This window comes from Cupriavidus sp. WGlv3 (genome assembly GCF_023952475.1).
GTDB classification, from domain to species: Bacteria; Pseudomonadota; Gammaproteobacteria; order Burkholderiales; family Burkholderiaceae; genus Cupriavidus; species Cupriavidus phytorum.
Window position 1 is genome coordinate 1 of the sequence record NZ_JALHRX010000024.1, and the last position, 17,344, is coordinate 17,344.

The following is a 17,344-nucleotide window of genomic DNA, read 5'->3' on the forward strand; positions in this document are numbered from 1 at the left end:
GGTGGCGAAGTAAACCCGACCATCACCACAACAGGCGCCATGGAGACATTCGACTACATCATCGTGGGGGCCGGTTCGGCCGGCTGTGTCCTGGCGAACCGGCTGACGCAGGACCCGGACGTCAACGTGCTGCTGCTGGAAGCCGGCGGCAAGGACGATTACCACTGGATCCACATCCCGGTGGGCTATCTCTACTGCATCGGCAACCCGCGCACCGACTGGCTCTATCGCACCGAAGCCGAAGCGGGGCTGAACGGGCGCTCGCTGGGCTATCCGCGCGGTCGCGTGCTGGGCGGCTGTTCGTCGATCAACGGCATGATCTACATGCGCGGCCAGCGCGAGGACTATGACGAGTGGGCGCGGTTGACCGGCGACGACGGCTGGCGCTGGGACAATGTGCTGCCGCTGTTCAAGCGCAGCGAAGACCATCACCGCGGGCCAAGCGAATTCCACGGCGCCGGCGGCGAATGGCGGGTCGAAGGGCAGCGGCTGCGCTGGGACATCCTCGAACGCTTTGCCGACGCCGCCGAGCAAGCGGGCATTCCGCGCACCGACGACTTCAACCGCGGCGACAATTTCGGCGTCGGCTACTTCGAAGTGAACCAGCGCCGCGGCATCCGCTGGAATACCGCCAAGGCATTCCTGCGGCGTGCCTCGGAGCGGCCCAACCTGACCATCGTCACCGGCGCGCAGGTGAGCGGGCTGAGCTTCGACGGGCGCCGCTGCACCGGCGTGAACTATCTGGGCGGCGGCCGCGCGCACGCGGCGGCGGCCACGCTCGAGGTGATCCTCGCCGCCGGCGCGGTCAACACGCCGCAGTTGCTCGAGCTGTCGGGCATCGGGCAGGCCGAACGGCTGCAGGCGCTGGGCATTCCGGTGCGCCACGCGCTGCCCGGCGTGGGCGAGAACCTGCAGGACCACCTGCAGCTGCGCAGCGTGGTCAAGGTCAACGGGGTGCGCACGCTGAATACGCGCGCGGCCAGCCTGTGGGGCAAGTTCTGCATCGGCGTGCAGTACGCCGTCAACCAGAGCGGGCCGATGAGCATGGCCCCATCGCAGCTGGGCGCGTTCGCGCGCTCGGATCCGTCGCAGGCGCGGCCGAACATCGAGTACCACGTGCAGCCGCTGTCGCTGGACAAGTTCGGCGATCCGCTCCACGCCTTCAACGCCTTTACCGCCAGCGCCTGCAATCTGCGCCCGAGCTCGCGCGGCAGCGTGCATGCCGGCAGCGCGGATTTCCGCCAGGCGCCAGTGATCGCGCCCAACTACCTGTCGACCGACGAGGACCGCAAGGTCGCCGCCGATTCGATCCGGCTTACGCGCCGCATCGTGGCGTCGCCGGCGCTGGCGCCGTACCGGCCCGAGGAGTGGCTGCCGGGGCCGGCCTTCCAGAGCGACGAGGAACTGGCCGAGGCCGCCGGCAATATCGGCACCACCATCTTCCATCCGGTCGGCACCTGCAAGATGGGCCGCGCCGACGATCCCATGGCGGTGGTCGACCATCGCCTGCGCGTGCTGGGGGTGCAGGGGCTGCGCGTGGTCGATGCCTCGGTGATGCCGCTGATCACGTCGGGCAACACCAACTCGCCGACCATCATGATCGCCGAGCGCGCCAGCGACATGATCCGCGAAGACCGCAGGCAGCGCGCCATGCCGACCGAAGTGGCCAACTCCGAAGAGCCGCCGGCCGAAGCCAGTCCCGTGCCGGCCACAAGCGCTTGAAGCGCCACGCCACATGACCACCGGCGGGGCGGTGATAATGTGGCCTTTGCGACGCTTGTGCGGCCGCAAAAAAACTGACACTTGGTTCATGTTTCATAGTGCAAACCCCGATGTTTTGCCATGCAACAGGCGCACACAATAGACGCCTCACAGGGTGCTTCGGCCGCACATACCATGCCGCCGCCGCAACCCGCGCGGGAGCCGCCCCGCACAGATAAAAACCGCGGGCATGGCCGGCAACCACGGCAAGCCTGACGGAACAAGCGGCAGTAAGGGCCTACAAGGCCGGTTCGGACCATTGTCAGTGCCGGGCATCACCCCGGCAGTTCAGCAAGAGGGCGGGCAGGAGACATGAACCAGCAGGAAACCATCCTGGAAACGCGGAACCTCACCAAGGAGTTCAAGGGGTTCACGGCGGTGAGCGACGTCAACCTGCGGGTGCGCCGCGGCTCGATCCATGCGTTGATCGGCCCCAACGGCGCGGGCAAGACCACTTGCTTCAACCTGCTCACCAAGTTCCTGGAGCCGACCACCGGCACCATCCTATTCAACGGCATCGACATCACGCGGGAAAAGCCGGCGCAGATCGCGCGGCGCGGCGTGATCCGCTCGTTCCAGATCTCGGCGGTGTTCCCGCACCTGACGGTGATGGAGAACGTGCGCATCGGGCTGCAGCGGCAACTGGGTACCGCGTACCAGTTCTGGCGCAGCGAGCGCTCGCTCGACGTGCTCAACGACCGCGCCATGGAGCTGCTCGAGCAGGTCGGCCTGACCGAGTTCGCGCATACGCTCACGGTGAACCTGCCTTACGGGCGCAAGCGCGCGCTGGAGATCGCCACCACGCTGGCGATGGAGCCCGAGCTGATGCTGCTCGACGAACCCACGCAGGGCATGGGCCACGAGGACGTCGACCGCGTCACGCAGCTGATCAAGCAGGTTTCGGCGGGCCGCACCATCCTGATGGTCGAGCACAACATGAGCGTGGTCTCGTCGATCGCCGACAAGATCACGGTGCTGCAGCGCGGCGCGGTGCTGGCCGAAGGCCCGTATGCGGAAGTGTCGAAGGACCCGCGCGTGATGGAGGCCTACATGGGCACCGCCGACGCGGAACTGCAGGGCGCGCACTGAGGCCGGGGGACGACACATGAGCACAGCCAATACTCCCGCCCTGGAAATCAAGGGCCTGCACGCCTGGTACGGCGAATCGCACATCCTGCACGGGGTCGACCTGACCGTGAACCCGGGCGAGGTGGTCACGCTGCTGGGCCGCAACGGCGCCGGGCGCACCACCACGCTGCGCGCGATCATGGGGCTGACCGGCGCGCGCAAGGGCTCGATCCGGGTCAATGGCCACGAGACCATCGGCCTGTCCACGCACAAGATCGCGCACTACGGCATCGGCTATTGCCCGGAAGAGCGCGCCATCTTCTCCAGCCTCTCATGCGAAGAGAACCTGCTGCTGCCGCCGCAGCTGAAGGGCAAGGACGCGGGCATGAGCGAGGCCGACATCTACGAGATGTTTCCGAACCTGAAGGAGCGCCGCCAGAGCCAGGGCACGCGCCTGTCGGGCGGCGAGCAGCAGATGCTGGCGGTCGGGCGCATCCTGCGCACCGGCGCCAACCTGCTGCTGCTCGACGAGATCTCGGAAGGGCTGGCACCGGTGATCGTGCAGGCGCTCGCGCGCATGATCCGGATGCTCAAGCAGAAGGGGTACACGGTGGTGATGGTGGAGCAGAACTTCCGCTTTGCCGCGCCGCTGGCGGACCGCTTTTACGTGATGGAGCACGGCACCATCGTCGAACGCTTCGCGGCCAGTGAGCTGCAGGCCAAGATGCCGGTGCTGCATGAATTGCTCGGGGTCTGATCCGCGCAATGCGGGTCGATGGTTGCTTGTTGGCAGGAACGGGTGGCGCGCACGCCGCCGCAAATCAGGAGACACGGAAATGAAAAAGACTCGGCTCGCGGCCGCGATGGCGGCCATTGCCATGGGTGCGGTGTCCTTCGGCGCTGCCGCACAGGTGTCGGGCGACACCGTCAAGATCGGCTACATCACCGACATGTCGGGCCTGTATGCCGATATCGACGGCCCCGGCGGCCTCGAAGCCATCAAGATGGCGATCGAGGACCGCGGCGGCAAGGTGCTGGGCAAGCCCATCGAGATCGTCTCGGCCGACCACCAGAACAAGGCCGACATCGCTGCCTCGAAGGCGCGCGAATGGATGGACCAGCAGGGCCTGGACATGCTGCTGGGCGGCACCAACTCCGGCACCGCGCTGGCGATGAACAAGGTGGCTTCCGAGAAGAAGCGCGTCTACATCAACATCGGCGCCGGCACCGCGCGCCTGACCAACGAAGAGTGCTCCCCTTACACGGTGCACTACGCCTATGACACGGTGGCGCTGGCCAAGGGCACCGGCAGCGCGGTGGTCAAGCAGGGCGGCAAGTCGTGGTTCTTCCTGACCGCCGACTACGCCTTCGGCCACTCGCTCGAAAGCGACACCGCCGCGGTGGTCAAGGCCAACGGCGGCACGGTGGCCGGGCAGGTGCGCCATCCGCTGTCGGCGTCGGACTTCTCGTCGTTCCTGCTGCAGGCGCAAGCGTCCAAGGCGCAGATCCTGGGCCTGGCCAACGCCGGCGGCGACACCATCAATTCGATCAAGGCGGCCAAGGAATTCGGCATCACCAAGTCGATGAAGATCGCCGGCCTGCTGATGTTCATCAACGACGTGCACAGCCTCGGGCTGAAGAACACCGAAGGCCTGCTGATGACCGACAGCTGGTACTGGGACATGAACGACGACACCCGCAAGTTCGCCAACCGCTTCTTCGGCAAGATGAAGAAGATGCCGAGCAGCTTGCAGGCCGCGGACTACTCGGCCGCCAGCACCTACCTGAAGGCCGTCGAAGCCGCCAAGACCGACGATCCGGACAAGGTCATGGCCGAGCTGAAGAAGATGAAGATCAACGACTTCTACACCAAGGGCTATATCCGCCAGGACGGCCGTGGCATCCACGACATGTACCTGATGCAGGTGAAGACCGCGGCCGAATCGAAGAAGCCGTGGGATTACCTGAAGGTGGTCGCGACCATCCCGGGCGACCAGGCCTTCACCACGGTGGCCGAGTCGAAGTGCGCCATGTTGAAGAAGTAAGAGCCGTCGCCACTGCGACGGTTTGCTCCCCTCTCCCGCCTGCGGGAGAGGGGCAGGGGGAGAGGGCAGGCGCTGCCAGGAGCGCGGCACCAGACTTCCGGCAGCGGACCTGAGACCCGCATGCGCCGGTTTCAAAGCCGGCAGCCTCTTGCGCGCCGGCCCTCTCCCCCAACCCTTTCCCGCTCGCGGGAGAGGGGAGACATCATCCGCAATTGACGCTCATGGACATCTTCGGAATCCCCTTGCCGGCCATGCTTTCCCAGCTCTTGCTGGGGCTGGTCAACGGCGCCTTCTATGCGATGCTGAGCCTGGGCCTGGCGGTGATCTTCGGCCTGCTCAACGTCATCAACTTCGCGCACGGCGCGCTCTTCATGCTGGGCGCGGTGCTGGCCTGGATGGGCATGGAGTACGCCGGGCTGAACTACTGGATCATGCTGCTGCTGTCGCCGCTGGTCGTTGCCGCGCTGGGCGTGGTGATCGAGAAGACCATGCTGCGCTGGATCTACAAGCTCGACCATATCTACGGCCTGCTGCTGACGCTGGGGATCACGCTGGTCATCGAAGGCATCTTCCGCTCGGCCTACGGCGTGTCGGGGCTGCCGTACTCGACGCCGGACGTGCTGCAGGGCGCGACGGACCTGGGCTTCATGATCCTGCCCAACTACCGCGCCTGGGTCGTGGTGGCATCGCTGGTGGTGTGCTTCGCCACCTGGTACGTGATCGAGAAGACCAAGCTGGGCGCCTACCTGCGCGCCGGCACCGAAAACCCCAAGATGGTCGAGGCCTTTGGCGTCAACGTGCCGCTGATGGTGACGATGACCTACGGCTTCGGCGTGGCGCTGGCGGCGTTTGCCGGCGTGCTGGCCGCGCCGGTGATCCAGATCTCGCCGCTGATGGGGCAGAACCTGATCATCGTCGTGTTCGCGGTGGTGGTGATCGGCGGCATGGGTTCGATCATGGGTTCGATCCTGACCGGCCTCGGGCTGGGCGTGATCGAAGGCCTGACCAAAGTGTTCTATCCGGAAGCATCGGCGACCGTGGTGTTCTTCATCATGGTGATCGTGCTGCTGCTGCGCCCGGCCGGGCTGTTCGGCAAGGAGAAATGATGAGCGCACCGTCCACATCATCGACGCCAGACACCGTGGCGGCCAATGCAGGCAAGGCAGGAAAGGGACAAGGCGTGCAGAAGACACTGTTGTACGGATTGCTGCTGCTGGCATTGCTGGTGGCGCCGCTGGCCGGGGCGTATCCGGTGTTCGTGCTCAAGGTGCTGTGCTTCGCGCTGTTTGCGTGCGCCTTCAACCTGCTGATCGGCTACACCGGGCTGCTGTCGTTCGGCCATGCGGCCTTCTTCGGCGGCGCCGGCTACGCCGCCGGCCACGCCATGAAGGTGTGGGGCGTGACACCCGAGATCGGCCTGATCCTGGGCACCGGCACGGGCGCGCTGATCGGCTACGTGGTGGGCTCGCTGGCAATCCGGCGCCAGGGCATCTATTTCTCGATGATCACGCTGGCGCTGGCGCAGATGCTGTTCTTCATCTGCCTGCAGGCGCCGTTCACCGGCGGCGAGGACGGGCTGCAGGGCATTCCGCGCGGCAAGCTGTTCGGGGTGCTGCCGTTGTCGGATGACCTGACGCTGTACTACGTGGCGCTGGCCATCATCGTCGCGGCCTTCGCGCTGATCGTGCGCACGGTGCATTCGCCGTTCGGCCAGATCCTGAAGGCGATCAAGGAGAACGAGCCGCGCGCGGTGTCGCTGGGTTATGACGTCGACCGCTTCAAGCTGACCGCGTTCGTGCTGTCGGCGGCGCTGTCGGGGCTGGCCGGCTCGATCAAGGCGCTGGTGCTGGGCTTCGAGACCCTGACCGACGTGCACTGGTCGATGTCGGGCTCGGTGATCCTGATGACGCTGGTGGGTGGCCTCGGTACGTTGTCGGGGCCGATCGTCGGCGCCTTCGTGATCGTCGCGCTCGAGAACAAGCTGGGCGACATCGGCAACTTCCTGGCGTCGGTGACCGGCATCTCCTGGTTCGGCACGCTGGGCGAGTCTGTGACGATGGTGACCGGCGTGATCTTCGTGATCTGCGTGCTGACCTTCCGCCGTGGCATCATGGGCGAATTGCTGGCGCGCTTCGGCGGACACGCCGGGCGCAAGGAGTGACCGCGGGTCGACATGCCCGATTCTGGGGCTAGGGTTTTTTCTAGCTTGTCCTCGATGCACCGCTTCGTTACATTCCATATACGGTTTTCGCAGGTTAAATGGAGGCGGAAGCGAGGAGACGACAGGCGCGCACCCGGTGTCGGGTAGCAGCGTTATAAATAAAGGGCGTTGCCGGGTGATCCTCGGCAACGCTTTTTTCATTGGGGCTTTCCGCCCGTCAGTGACGCTTTCGCCCCATTCTGGGGCACTCATGCCGCATCGGCATCACCTCGCGGCCTCACGCATGCGACAATGCGGGTGCTCCTTGCTGCCCGCCCATGTCCGCCACCGACTCCCCTGATCCATCCCCAACTGTCCCTCACGCGGGCGGCCAGGTCGCGCCGCAGGTCCGGGTACGCCTGGGGCAGGGCGCCGATGCCGCGCTGGTGTCGGACTGGCTGGGCCGGATCCAGCCCTTGTCCGTGCCCGACGCGCGCGCGCGGCAGCTGATGCTGGGCGAACTGCTGGCCCAGTCCGGGCGCGGCATCTGCCTGCTGGCCAGCGACGCGCAGGACGGCGGCGGCCTGCTCGCCTGCCTGCCGGTGGTCTTGCTGCCCAGCCTCGAGCTGGCGGGCCTTGCGGCCTGCGCCAGCGAGTGGTGGGTACGGCCGGAACTGGACGCGGCCACTCGCCGCGCCTGCCTCGAAGCCTGCTGCGCCACGCTGGCCGAGTGGGGCCGCGCGCACGGCATCCGCCATGCGCTGCTGGCGCCGGGGCTGGTGGCCGGCCACGGCGGCGCGCCGCCCGGCTTCCGCCTGCACGGCAATGGCATGTGGCACGGCAGCCTGGTGCCGGCGGCCAAGGTTCTGGGCTGAGCCGCTTGCGCCGGTTGTGCGCCGGCGCCGCGGTACCGGCTGTGGCCGGCCTTTCCTCCTTTCCTTTTTCCCCTTTTCGCTTTTCTGCAATGACGGAATTCGCATTCCTGGCGGTTGCCGCCTTTCTTGCCGGCCTGATCGACGCGGTCGCCGGCGGCGGCGGGCTGGTCCAGATCCCGGCGCTGTTCTCGGCCTATCCCAACCTGGCGCCGGCGACGCTGCTCGGCACCAACAAGGTCGGTTCGATCGCCGGCACCGCCAGCGCGGCGCTGCGCTACGGCCGCAGCGTGCGCATCTACTGGGGCGCGACCGCACCGGCGGTGGTGGCGGCCTTTGCATGCTCGATGGCCGGTGCCTGGGCGCTGACCATGATCCCGGCCGAGCCGCTGCGCAAGGCGCTGCCGTTCGTGCTGGTGGCGCTGCTGGTCTACACCGTCGCCAAGAAAGACCTGGGCGCCGAGCACGCGCCCACGCTGAGCGGCTGGGGCGAACGCGGCGCGGCGCTGCTTGCCGGCGCCGTGCTCGGCTTCTACGACGGCGTGTTCGGGCCGGGCACCGGCAGCTTCCTGATGATCGTGTTCGTGCGGGTGTTCGGCTATGACTTCCTGCACGCGGCGGCGTCGACCAAGCTGGTCAACCTGGCCACCAACCTGGCGGCGCTGCTGCTGCTCGCCAGCAAGGGCCATATCTGGTGGCAGCTGGGCCTGGTGATGGCGGTGGCCAACGTCGCCGGCAGCCAGGTGGGCAGCAAGCTGGCGCTGCGCCACGGCAGCGCCTTCGTGCGCAAGGTGTTTATCGTGGTGGTCAGCGCGCTGATCCTGAAGACTGCCTGGGACGCCTTCGTGCGCTGACGGCAAAGCCAGGCGGGGCGGGCGATGCGGGTTAATCCTCGCTGTTCGCGCCAGGGCCCTGTGATAGACTCGATCCGCATTCCCGACCGCACGGTCGGTGAATCGCCGAAGCGCCTTTCCGGGGGAGTGGCGTGGACGGGAAATGGGGAGCGGCCTGGTGTCGTTCCTGGTATTAGCGCAGGCGCCGGCGCTGTGCCTGCGTTGACCCGAGGGGTCGTCCAAAAAAATGGGGCATCCGCCGGCGGACGCCGGACGGATGCCTTTCCGTTTCAGGAACCGAAGGAGACAAGATGGATTTCAAGCGCGCCAGCCTGCTGGCAATCGCTGCGGCCAGCCTGGTTGCCGGTGCCGCCCAGGCGCAGGTCAAGGTCGGGGTGACGGTGTCGGCCACCGGTCCGGCGGCATCGCTGGGCATTCCGGAAAAGAACACCTTCACGCTGATGCCCAAGGAGATCGCGGGCAAGAAGATTGAGTACATCGTGCTGGACGATGCCTCGGACACGACCACGGCGGTCAAGAACACGCGCAAGCTGATCAGCGAAGACAAGGTCGACGTGATGGTCGGTTCGACCGTCACGCCCAACTCGCTGGCGATGGTCGACGTGGTGGCCGAGAACGAGACCCCGATGATCACCATGGCCGCCTCGGCCCGCATCATCGAGCCGATGGACGCCAAGCGCGCCTGGGTCTTCAAGACCCCGCAAAACGACTCGCACATGGCCACCGCCATTGTCGAGCACATGAGCAACAACAACGTGAAGACGGTGGCGTTCATCGGCTTCGCGGATGCCTATGGCGATAGCTGGGCGCAGGAATTCGCCAAGGTCGCCGAGCTGCGCAAGATCAAGGTGGTCGCCAACGAGCGCTTCGCTCGCACTGATACCTCGGTCACCGGCCAGGTGCTGAAGATGATGGGCGCCAACGCCGATGCCGTGCTGATCGCCGGCTCGGGCACGCCCGCGGCGCTGCCGGCCAAGACGCTCAAGGAGCGCGGCTACAAGGGCAAGATCTACCAGACCCACGGCGTTGCCAATGCCGACTTCCTGCGCGTGTGCGGCAAGGACTGCGAAGGCACCTTCCTGCCCGCCGGCCCGTTGCTGGTGGCCGAGCAGCTGCCCGACAGCAATCCGGTGAAGAAGCCGGCGCTGACCTACAAGACCGCCTACGAAAAGGCCTTCGGCGGACAGGTCTCGACCTTCGGCGGCCATGCCTGGGATGCGGGCCTGATCCTGCAGCACGCCATCCCGGAAGCGCTGAAGAAGGGCCAGCCGGGCACCAAGGAGTTCCGCAAGGCACTGCGCGACGCCATGGAGCAGACCAGGAACCTGCCGGTGTCGCACGGCATCATGAACATGAGCGCCACCGACCACCTCGGCTTCGACCAGCGCGCGCGCGTGATGGTGCAGATCGTCGACGGCAAGTGGAAGCTGCTGAAATAAGCGGCTGACCCAAGCGTCTGGAGCGGCAGGCTAGGCATGCCGGATTCGTAGTGAAGCAGGGCGCATGGCTGACCATGCGCCCTTTTTTCTGGCGCGCCGGCCGAGCGAGGGCCGCGCCAAATTAGGGTTGCTCTGTATTTCCGCAATGCGCAACCCGTTTACTATTTCGTAACCCGAAGCGCACCACCCTGTCGGCCCGTCGGCGCCCCGCTGACCCCGTTCGATGCAGGCAGGTTTTCCAACAAGACGGGGAGACAATGGACCTATCTATCGCCGCCATCCTGGCGCAGGACGGCATCACCTCGGGCGCGATCTACGCGTTGCTGGCACTGGCGCTGGTGCTGGTGTTCTCGGTGACCCGCGTCATCTTCATTCCGCAGGGCGAATTCGTTGCCTATGGTGCGCTGACGCTGGCGGCGATGCAGGCCGGGCACGCGCCGCAGACCAGCTGGCTGCTGCTGGCGATGGGCGTGCTGACCTTTCTCTACGAGACCGTCACCGTGCTGCGCAGCGCCGAGCTGCGGCGCACGCTGGGCCAGCGGCTGGCGGTGCTGGCCGGCAAGTACCTGGTGTTCCCGCTGGCGGTGCACTGGGTGGTGCAGCAATATGGCGCGCAGCCGCTGCCGATGCTGGCGCAGGTCGCGCTGACGCTGCTGGTCATCATCCCGCTGGGGCCGATGCTGTACCGGCTGGCCTACCAGCCGCTGGCCGAGGCCAGCACGCTGGTGCTGCTGATCGTCTCGGTGGGCGTGCACTTCGCGCTGGTGGGGCTTGGGCTGGTGATGTTCGGCGCCGAGGGCTCGCGCACCAATCCGTTCTCGGATGCGCGCTTCGAGGTCGGCGCGCTCAGCATCTCGGGGCAGAGCCTGTGGGTGGTGGCGGTGTCGGCATTGCTGATCGGTGCGCTGTATTTTTATTTTGAGCGCACGCTGCAGGGCAAGGCGCTGCGCGCGACCGCGGTGAACCGGCTGGGCGCGCGCCTGGTCGGCATCGGCACCACGCAGGCGGGGCGCCTGTCGTTCACGCTGGCGGCGGCGATGGGGGCGCTGTGCGGCATCCTGATCGCGCCGCTGACCACGGTGTATTACGAGTCGGGCTTCCTGGTGGGGCTGAAGGGCTTTGTCGGCGCCATCGTCGGCGGGCTGGTGAGCTATCCGGTGGCGGCGCTGGGCGCGCTGCTGGTGGGGCTGCTGGAATCGTATTCGTCCTTCTGGGCCAGCGCGTTCAAGGAGGTCATCGTCTTCACACTGATCATTCCGGTGCTGCTGTGGCGCTCGCTGACGAGCAAGCATGTCGAGGAGGAGGAATAAGCCATGACCATGCTGACCGACAAGCAGGCCGGCGTGGCCGGCGCCGAAGCCGGCAGCCGCGCGCGACTGAACCGCAACCGGATGCTGGTGCTGGCGCTGATCGTGGTGCTGGCGCTGCTGCCGGTGCTGCCGACGCCGGAGTTCTGGATCACGCTGGGCAACTACATCGGGCTCTACAGCATCGTCGCGATCGGGCTGGTGCTGCTGACCGGCGTGGGCGGCATGACCTCGTTCGGGCAGGCGGCGTTCGTGGGCCTGGGCGCGTACAGCACCGCGTACCTGACCACGCAGTTCGGGCTGTCGCCGTGGTTCGGGCTGCTGGTGGGGCTTGTGATCACGATGGCGTCGGCCTATGTGATCGGGCTGATCACGATGCGCATGTCCGGGCACTACCTGCCGCTGGCGACCATCGCCTGGGGCCTGTCGTTGTTCTTCGTGTTCGGCAACCTGGAGTTCCTGGGCAAGTACGACGGCATCAGCGGCATCCCGGTGCTGTCGCTGTTCGGCATCGAGCTGCAGTCGGGCCGCGCGATGTTCTACCTGATCTGGGCAGTGGTGCTGCTGGCAGTGCTGGCGATGCAGAACCTGCTGAACTCGCGCCCCGGCCGCGCGATCCGCGCGCTCAAGGGCGGCGGCGTGATGGCCGAGGCCATGGGCGTGAACACCGCGTGGATGAAGGTGGTGATCTTCGTGGTCGCGGCGATCCTGGCGTGCGTGTCGGGCTTCCTGTACGCGCACCTGCAGCGCGCGGTGAACCCGACGCCGTTCGGGCTGAACTACGGCATCGAATATCTCTTCATGGCGGTGGTCGGTGGCGTCGGCCACGTGTGGGGCGCAGTATTGGGTGCGGGCATCCTGACCATCCTGAAGGACGTGCTGCAAGGCGTGCTGCCCAAGCTGCTCGGTGCCGACGGCAACTTCGAGATCATCGTCTTCGGCGTGCTGCTGGTGCTGCTGCTGCAGTACGCGCGCGATGGCATCTGGCCGTTCCTGCGGCGCCTGGTGCCTTCCGGGCCGCCGGTGCTGGCGCCGGGGCAGGCCGCGGGGCTGGCGGTGCGGCAGAAACCCGAGGCGGGCGAGCTGATCCTGGACGTGCGCGCCGCGCGCAAGCAGTTCGGCGGTCTGGTCGCGGTCAACGATGTCAGCTTCCAGGTGCGCGCCGGCGAAATCATCGGCCTGATCGGCCCCAATGGCGCGGGCAAGTCCACCACCTTCAACCTGGTCACAGGCGTGCTGCCGGTGTCGGGCGGCGAGGTGCGCTACCGCGGCGAGGTGATCTCGGGCCTGCCGTCGCGCGAGATCGTCAAGCGCGGCATCGGCCGCACCTTCCAGCACGTGCACCTGCTGCCGACCATGACGGTGCTCGAGAACGTCGCCATCGGCGCCCACCTGCGCGGCGACTTCCGCGCGCAGGGGGGCGTCTGCGCCGCGATCCTGCGCATGAACAAGGTCGAGGAAGAAAAGCTGCTGTTCGAGGCGAAGCGCCAGCTGGAGCGCGTCGGCCTGGCCGACTGCATGTACATGGAAGCCGGCAGCCTGGCGCTGGGGCAGCAGCGCATCCTGGAGATCGCGCGCGCACTGTGCTGCGATCCGGCCCTGCTGCTGCTCGACGAGCCTGCCGCCGGCCTGCGCTACAAGGAAAAGCAGGCGCTGGCCGAACTGCTGCGCAAGCTGCGCGGCGAAGGCATGAGCGTGCTGCTGGTCGAGCACGACATGGACTTCGTGATGAACCTGACCGACCGGCTGGTGGTGATGGAATTTGGCACGCGCATCGCCGAGGGCGTACCTGAAGAGGTGCAGAAGAACCCGGCGGTGCTGGAAGCCTACCTTGGCGGCGTGGAGTAAATGTGGAGCACGGACCCGACATGAGCCTGATTCTGGAAGTGAAGGACCTGCACGTGCGCTACGGCAAGGTCGAGGCGGTGCATGGCGCCAACCTGAAGGTCGAGGCCGGCCGCATCGTCACCGTGATCGGACCGAATGGCGCCGGCAAGTCGACCATGCTCAATGCGATCATGGGCGCGCTGCCGGTGACGGGGTCGTCCAGCGGCGCGGTCAGCTACCTCGGCCATGACATGGCCGGGATCCCGGTGGAAGGACGGGTCGCGCGCGGCATGTGCCTGGTGCCGGAAAAGCGCGAACTGTTTGCGTCGATGACGGTGGAGGACAATCTGCAGCTGGGCGCCTTCCGCCGCAAGCGCGCCGGCGAGAAGAACTACCTGGACCAGATGGACGTGGTCTACGACCTGTTCCCGCGCCTGCGCGAGCGCGCGCGCCAGGACGCCGGCACGCTCTCCGGCGGCGAGCGCCAGATGCTGGCAGTGGGCCGCGCGCTGATGGCCAAGCCGCAGCTGCTGATGCTGGACGAGCCCAGCCTCGGCCTGGCCCCGCTGATCGTCAGGGAGATCTTCCACATCATCAGCAACTTGCGCCAGACCGGCGTCGCCACGCTGCTGATCGAGCAGAACGCCCGCGCGGCGCTGCAGGTGGCGGACTACGGCTATGTGATCGAGACCGGCGACATGGCGATGGAGGGGCCGGCCGATGAACTGGCGGCCAATCCGAAGGTGATCGAAACCTATCTTGGGCTGGCAAAAAAAGCGGCGTAGCCGGGATCGATTTCGCCTGAGGAATGAGGGCCCGCGCAAGCGGGCCCTTTGTTATTGGTGGTGTGAATAACTTTGGGGATAACCTGCTTTTCCGGCTGATTAGCCTTGGATCCGGCCGCGCTACTGCCCTGAGGTGCGCTGCTATTCGTATGATGGATGTTTTGGCGTGTGAATTTGATCCTTACATCCGCCGCTTTGATGAATCGCACGCGAATGATTCACCGTATGGATGGTTGGGCGTAGAAATCTATGAAGGAAAGTCATCCGCCGAATAAGACGGCGTTTTCCCGGGCGGTGTCCTCAGCCGCCGTTTCCAGCAGCCACGTGCGGAAGCAATGCAGTGCCGGATGGTCGCGCCGCTCCTTCGGCGCACACAGAAAATAGCCGCGTTGCAGCGTAATCGGCAGGTCAAACGGCGCTGCCACGCGTCCGGCCGCAATTTCCTCGCGCACCAGGCAGCGCTGCAGCACGGCGACGCCCATGTCGGCGCGCACCGCCTGGATCAGGATCGAGACCTGGTCGAACGCTGTGGATAACCGGGGCGCAGCGTTGGGTACGCCGGCCGCCTGCAGCCAGTTTTGCCAGTTCGCCGGCGCGGTGGTGTGGTAGAGCAGGGGCTCGTCCAGCAGCTCCGCGGGAGACTGCCAGCGGCCAGCCTCGCGGCGGGCGCGCGCGCGGTCCGGGTGGCAAACCGGCACCATTTCCCGACCCACCACGTAGTCGGCCTGCAGGCCGGGCCACTTGCCGGCCTCACCGGCCAGGATGGCGGCATCGGGGGAGGGGCCGGACAAGTCTTCATCGCGCTGGTAGGGGACGAAGTCCAGTCGGATTTCCGGATGGCGGCGGTGGAAATCGGGCAGGCGCGGCACCAGCCAGACGCTGGCCAGCGTGGGCACCACCGACAAGGTCAGGTGGTGCCGGCGGTCGCCAGCGCGCAAGGCGGCGCTGGCATGTTCGATCGCGGCGAGCGGCTCGGCCACGGCGTCGAGCAGCTGCCGGCCGGCGCGGGTTAGTCCCAGCCGATGGGCATTGCGTTGCAGCAGCGGCTGGCCGAAATGCGCTTCCAGCCGGGCGATGGCGCGGCTGATCGCTCCCTGCGTCACGCACAGTTCCTCCGCCGCGCGCGTAAAGCTGCCCAGCCGCGCCGCGGTGGCAAAGGCATGCAACTCGGACATCGAAGGGGAATGCAACCGCATGGCGAAGGGAGGGGCGGAGGGCGGGGAGGGCGCTTTGCCGCGCCCGGCGCAAAGATGATCTTTGGTAATGCAAAGGTGCAATATAGTCGTTTGCGCCCGGCCGGTAAACGGCTGACACTCGCTCGGTTCATGCACAAAACACCAACAGGAGAAAACCCCATGATCCGAGCCCGGATGTCCCGCCGCCAGCTGCTGCTGACCGGCACTGCCGCCACTGCCACGCTGGTCTTTGCCGGCAGTGCACTGGCGCAGGCCAACTACCCGACCCGCCCGATCCGTCTGGTCGTGCCGTTTGCCGCCGGTGGCTCCACCGACCTGTCGGCGCGCCTGGTGGCCGAGTTTGCCGGCCGCGAGCTGGGGCAGTCGATCGTCGTGGAAAACAAGGGCGGCGCCGGTGGTTCGCTGGGCATGGAGCAGGTCGCCAGTGCCACGCCGGATGGCTACACCATCGGCATGGCCACGGTCAGCACGCATGGCTCCAATCCGGCCGTGTACCCCAAGCTCAAGTACGACCCGATCAAGGACTTTGCCCCGGTCACCAACGTGGTGGCGATCCCCAGCGTGTTCGCGGTGCACCCGAGCGTGCCGGCCAAGACCATGCAAGAGTTCATCGCGCTCGCCAGGGCCAATCCTGGCAAGTACAGCTTCGCCTCGCCGGGTGCCGGCTCGCTCGGCCACGTCAACATCGAGAACTTCATGATGCTGGCCAAGATCGACCTGCTGCACGTGCCCTACAAGGGCGCCGGGCTGGCGCTGAACGATGCGGTGGCAGGGCAGGTGAACGCCATCACCGACAACCTGTCGTCGACGCTGCCGCACGTGAAGGCCGGCCGGCTGCGCGCGCTGGCGGTGCTGGGCGCTGCCCGCTCCGCACAGTTGCCCAACGTGCCGACCTACGCCGAACTGGGCTTCAAGGACATGGGTGAGGGCGGCTGGTTCGGCATTGTCGCGCCCGCCAATACGCCGCCCGCCATCGTCGCCAAGCTGAACCAGGCGATCCACAAGGCCATGCAGAACCCCGAGTTCAAGCGCAAGGTGGAGGAGTCCGGCGGCACCCTGGTGCCGACCACGCCGGAGCAATTCAAGGCACAGATCCAGCAGGCCATGGCGCGCTACGCCCGCGTCGCCAAGGCTGCCGAGATCAAGCTGGACTAAGGCATGGCAGAAGCAAGCAAGCAGGCGGCCGCGCTGCCGCCGGTGATCGTGCGCCTGCCGGAAGGGGAGGCGCTGCCGCTGGTGTGCGACTCGCCGCATAGCGGGACCGCCTACCCGGCGGACTTTGGTGCCGCGGTGCCGGCAGCACGCCTGCGCGGCGGCGAGGATACGCATGTGGACGCGCTGTGGCAGGCCGTGCCCGCGGCCGGAGGCACGCTGGTGGCGGCGACCTTCCCGCGCGTCTATATCGATCCGAACCGGATGGCCGATGACATCGACCCGGCCCAGCTGGATGGTGCCTGGCCGGTGCCGCTGGCGCCAGGTCCGAAGACGCAGTTGGGCTACGGCCTGATCTGGAGCCGGATCGACGCGGCCACGCCGATCTACGACCGCCGGCTGTCGGTCGCGGAAGTGCAGGCCCGCATCGAGCGCTACTATCGCCCATACCATGCGGCGCTGGCCGAGGCCGTGGAGGGCGCATACGCGCGCTTTGGCGCGCTCTGGCACCTGAACCTGCACTCCATGCCGAACAACGCCTACGAGCGCCTGAAAATCGCCAGCCCGCATCCGCTGGCGGACTTTGTGCTGGGCGATCGCGATGGCACGACCTGCGAGCCGGGGCTGGTGGATCTGGTCGAGCGGAAGCTGCGCGGCATGGGCTACACCGTCGCGCGCAACGACCCATACAAGGGCGTGCAGTTGATCGCGCAGATCGGGCGGCCGGCGGAGCGGCGCAACAGCCTGCAGATCGAGATCCGGCGGCCGCTATACATGGATGAGACGACTCGCGAGCGCAATGCCGGCTTCGCTTCGCTGCAGCGCGATCTGGGCAAGCTGACCGAGCAAGTGGCGGCCTATATCCGTTCACAGCTCTGAGGCGCTTGTTCCACGTGAA

General features: G+C 66.8%; 15 protein-coding genes. 14 read left to right on the forward strand and 1 reads right to left on the reverse strand.

All coding sequences use genetic code 11. The features are described 5' to 3' along the window. The first annotated feature begins 39 nt into the window (after positions 1 to 39). The 12 genes from MKD38_RS26675 to MKD38_RS26730 all read left to right on the forward strand — a co-directional run bounded on the left by MKD38_RS26675 (position 40) and on the right by MKD38_RS26730 (position 14,098). Positions 40 to 1,722, forward strand: a complete 1,683-nt coding sequence (locus tag MKD38_RS26675; protein ID WP_252681867.1) for a GMC family oxidoreductase — start codon at positions 40 to 42, stop codon at positions 1,720 to 1,722. A gap of 351 nt (positions 1,723 to 2,073) precedes the next feature. Then, the gene (locus tag MKD38_RS26680; protein ID WP_062795877.1) at positions 2,074 to 2,850 is read left to right on the forward strand and encodes an ABC transporter ATP-binding protein; all 777 of its coding nucleotides are present in this window, start codon (positions 2,074 to 2,076) and stop codon (positions 2,848 to 2,850) included. Positions 2,851 to 2,866: 16 nt separating this feature from the next. Beyond that, positions 2,867 to 3,586, forward strand: coding sequence for an ABC transporter ATP-binding protein (locus tag MKD38_RS26685; RefSeq protein ID WP_252681798.1), 720 nt, complete (start codon positions 2,867 to 2,869; stop codon positions 3,584 to 3,586). A gap of 79 nt (positions 3,587 to 3,665) precedes the next feature. Continuing rightward, the gene (locus tag MKD38_RS26690; protein WP_115663541.1) at positions 3,666 to 4,874 is read left to right on the forward strand and encodes an ABC transporter substrate-binding protein; all 1,209 of its coding nucleotides are present in this window, start codon (positions 3,666 to 3,668) and stop codon (positions 4,872 to 4,874) included. Between the two features lie 221 nt (positions 4,875 to 5,095). Beyond that, a complete protein-coding gene (locus MKD38_RS26695) occupies positions 5,096 to 5,980 on the forward strand; it encodes a branched-chain amino acid ABC transporter permease (RefSeq protein WP_252681801.1) in 885 nt (294 codons plus the stop codon). After that, positions 5,980 to 7,035 (forward strand): branched-chain amino acid ABC transporter permease, encoded by a 1,056-nt coding sequence (locus MKD38_RS26700; protein WP_252681804.1) that lies wholly within the window; start codon positions 5,980 to 5,982, stop codon positions 7,033 to 7,035. Before MKD38_RS26695 ends, MKD38_RS26700 begins: the two co-directional genes overlap by 1 nt. Before the next feature lie 317 nt (positions 7,036 to 7,352). Next, positions 7,353 to 7,889, forward strand: a complete 537-nt coding sequence (locus MKD38_RS26705; protein WP_252681807.1) for a hypothetical protein — start codon at positions 7,353 to 7,355, stop codon at positions 7,887 to 7,889. 89 nt (positions 7,890 to 7,978) lie between these two features. Next, positions 7,979 to 8,740 (forward strand): sulfite exporter TauE/SafE family protein, encoded by a 762-nt coding sequence (locus MKD38_RS26710; protein WP_062795871.1) that lies wholly within the window; start codon positions 7,979 to 7,981, stop codon positions 8,738 to 8,740. Between the two features lie 290 nt (positions 8,741 to 9,030). Then, a complete protein-coding gene (locus MKD38_RS26715; protein ID WP_252681808.1) occupies positions 9,031 to 10,179 on the forward strand; it encodes an ABC transporter substrate-binding protein in 1,149 nt (382 codons plus the stop codon). 257 nt (positions 10,180 to 10,436) lie between these two features. After that, positions 10,437 to 11,489, forward strand: a complete 1,053-nt coding sequence (locus MKD38_RS26720; protein ID WP_252681810.1) for a branched-chain amino acid ABC transporter permease — start codon at positions 10,437 to 10,439, stop codon at positions 11,487 to 11,489. Between the two features lie 3 nt (positions 11,490 to 11,492). After that, the gene (locus tag MKD38_RS26725) at positions 11,493 to 13,334 is read left to right on the forward strand and encodes a branched-chain amino acid ABC transporter ATP-binding protein/permease (RefSeq protein WP_252681812.1); all 1,842 of its coding nucleotides are present in this window, start codon (positions 11,493 to 11,495) and stop codon (positions 13,332 to 13,334) included. A gap of 20 nt (positions 13,335 to 13,354) precedes the next feature. Continuing rightward, entirely contained in the window at positions 13,355 to 14,098 is a 744-nt protein-coding gene (locus MKD38_RS26730) for an ABC transporter ATP-binding protein (protein WP_252681814.1), read from the forward strand. A gap of 260 nt (positions 14,099 to 14,358) precedes the next feature. On the opposite strand, the gene MKD38_RS26735 is transcribed toward MKD38_RS26730, so the two are convergent. After that, positions 14,359 to 15,294, reverse strand: a complete 936-nt coding sequence (locus MKD38_RS26735) for a LysR substrate-binding domain-containing protein (RefSeq protein ID WP_252681869.1) — start codon at positions 15,292 to 15,294, stop codon at positions 14,359 to 14,361. Positions 15,295 to 15,453: 159 nt separating this feature from the next. Here MKD38_RS26735 and MKD38_RS26740 point away from each other — a divergent pair, with 159 nt between their 5' ends. Both MKD38_RS26740 and MKD38_RS26745 read left to right on the forward strand, forming a co-directional pair. Next, positions 15,454 to 16,449 carry a Bug family tripartite tricarboxylate transporter substrate binding protein gene (locus tag MKD38_RS26740; RefSeq protein WP_252681816.1) on the forward strand — a complete coding sequence of 332 codons (996 nt, stop codon included), beginning with the start codon at positions 15,454 to 15,456 and terminating at the stop codon, positions 16,447 to 16,449. Positions 16,450 to 16,452: 3 nt separating this feature from the next. Then, positions 16,453 to 17,325, forward strand: a complete 873-nt coding sequence (locus MKD38_RS26745) for an N-formylglutamate amidohydrolase (RefSeq protein WP_252681818.1) — start codon at positions 16,453 to 16,455, stop codon at positions 17,323 to 17,325. Positions 17,326 to 17,344: the final 19 nt, after the last annotated feature.

Bases quoted from the DNA above. Each gene is read 5' to 3' on its own strand.
- MKD38_RS26720 (WP_252681810.1), top strand. From the start codon at position 10,437: ATGGACCTATCTATCGCCGCCATCCTGGCGCAGGACGGCATCACCTCG.
- MKD38_RS26715 (WP_252681808.1), top strand. From the start codon at position 9,031: ATGGATTTCAAGCGCGCCAGCCTGCTGGCAATCGCTGCGGCCAGCCTG.
- MKD38_RS26675 (WP_252681867.1), top strand. From the start codon at position 40: ATGGAGACATTCGACTACATCATCGTGGGGGCCGGTTCGGCCGGCTGT.
- MKD38_RS26725 (WP_252681812.1), top strand. From the start codon at position 11,493: ATGACCATGCTGACCGACAAGCAGGCCGGCGTGGCCGGCGCCGAAGCC.
- MKD38_RS26740 (WP_252681816.1), top strand. From the start codon at position 15,454: ATGATCCGAGCCCGGATGTCCCGCCGCCAGCTGCTGCTGACCGGCACT.
- MKD38_RS26710 (WP_062795871.1), top strand. From the start codon at position 7,979: ATGACGGAATTCGCATTCCTGGCGGTTGCCGCCTTTCTTGCCGGCCTG.
- MKD38_RS26745 (WP_252681818.1), top strand. From the start codon at position 16,453: ATGGCAGAAGCAAGCAAGCAGGCGGCCGCGCTGCCGCCGGTGATCGTG.
- MKD38_RS26735 (WP_252681869.1), bottom strand. From the start codon at position 15,294: ATGCGGTTGCATTCCCCTTCGATGTCCGAGTTGCATGCCTTTGCCACC.
- MKD38_RS26680 (WP_062795877.1), top strand. From the start codon at position 2,074: ATGAACCAGCAGGAAACCATCCTGGAAACGCGGAACCTCACCAAGGAG.
- MKD38_RS26690 (WP_115663541.1), top strand. From the start codon at position 3,666: ATGAAAAAGACTCGGCTCGCGGCCGCGATGGCGGCCATTGCCATGGGT.
- MKD38_RS26695 (WP_252681801.1), top strand. From the start codon at position 5,096: ATGGACATCTTCGGAATCCCCTTGCCGGCCATGCTTTCCCAGCTCTTG.
- MKD38_RS26730 (WP_252681814.1), top strand. From the start codon at position 13,355: ATGAGCCTGATTCTGGAAGTGAAGGACCTGCACGTGCGCTACGGCAAG.
- MKD38_RS26705 (WP_252681807.1), top strand. From the start codon at position 7,353: ATGTCCGCCACCGACTCCCCTGATCCATCCCCAACTGTCCCTCACGCG.
- MKD38_RS26700 (WP_252681804.1), top strand. From the start codon at position 5,980: ATGAGCGCACCGTCCACATCATCGACGCCAGACACCGTGGCGGCCAAT.
- MKD38_RS26685 (WP_252681798.1), top strand. From the start codon at position 2,867: ATGAGCACAGCCAATACTCCCGCCCTGGAAATCAAGGGCCTGCACGCC.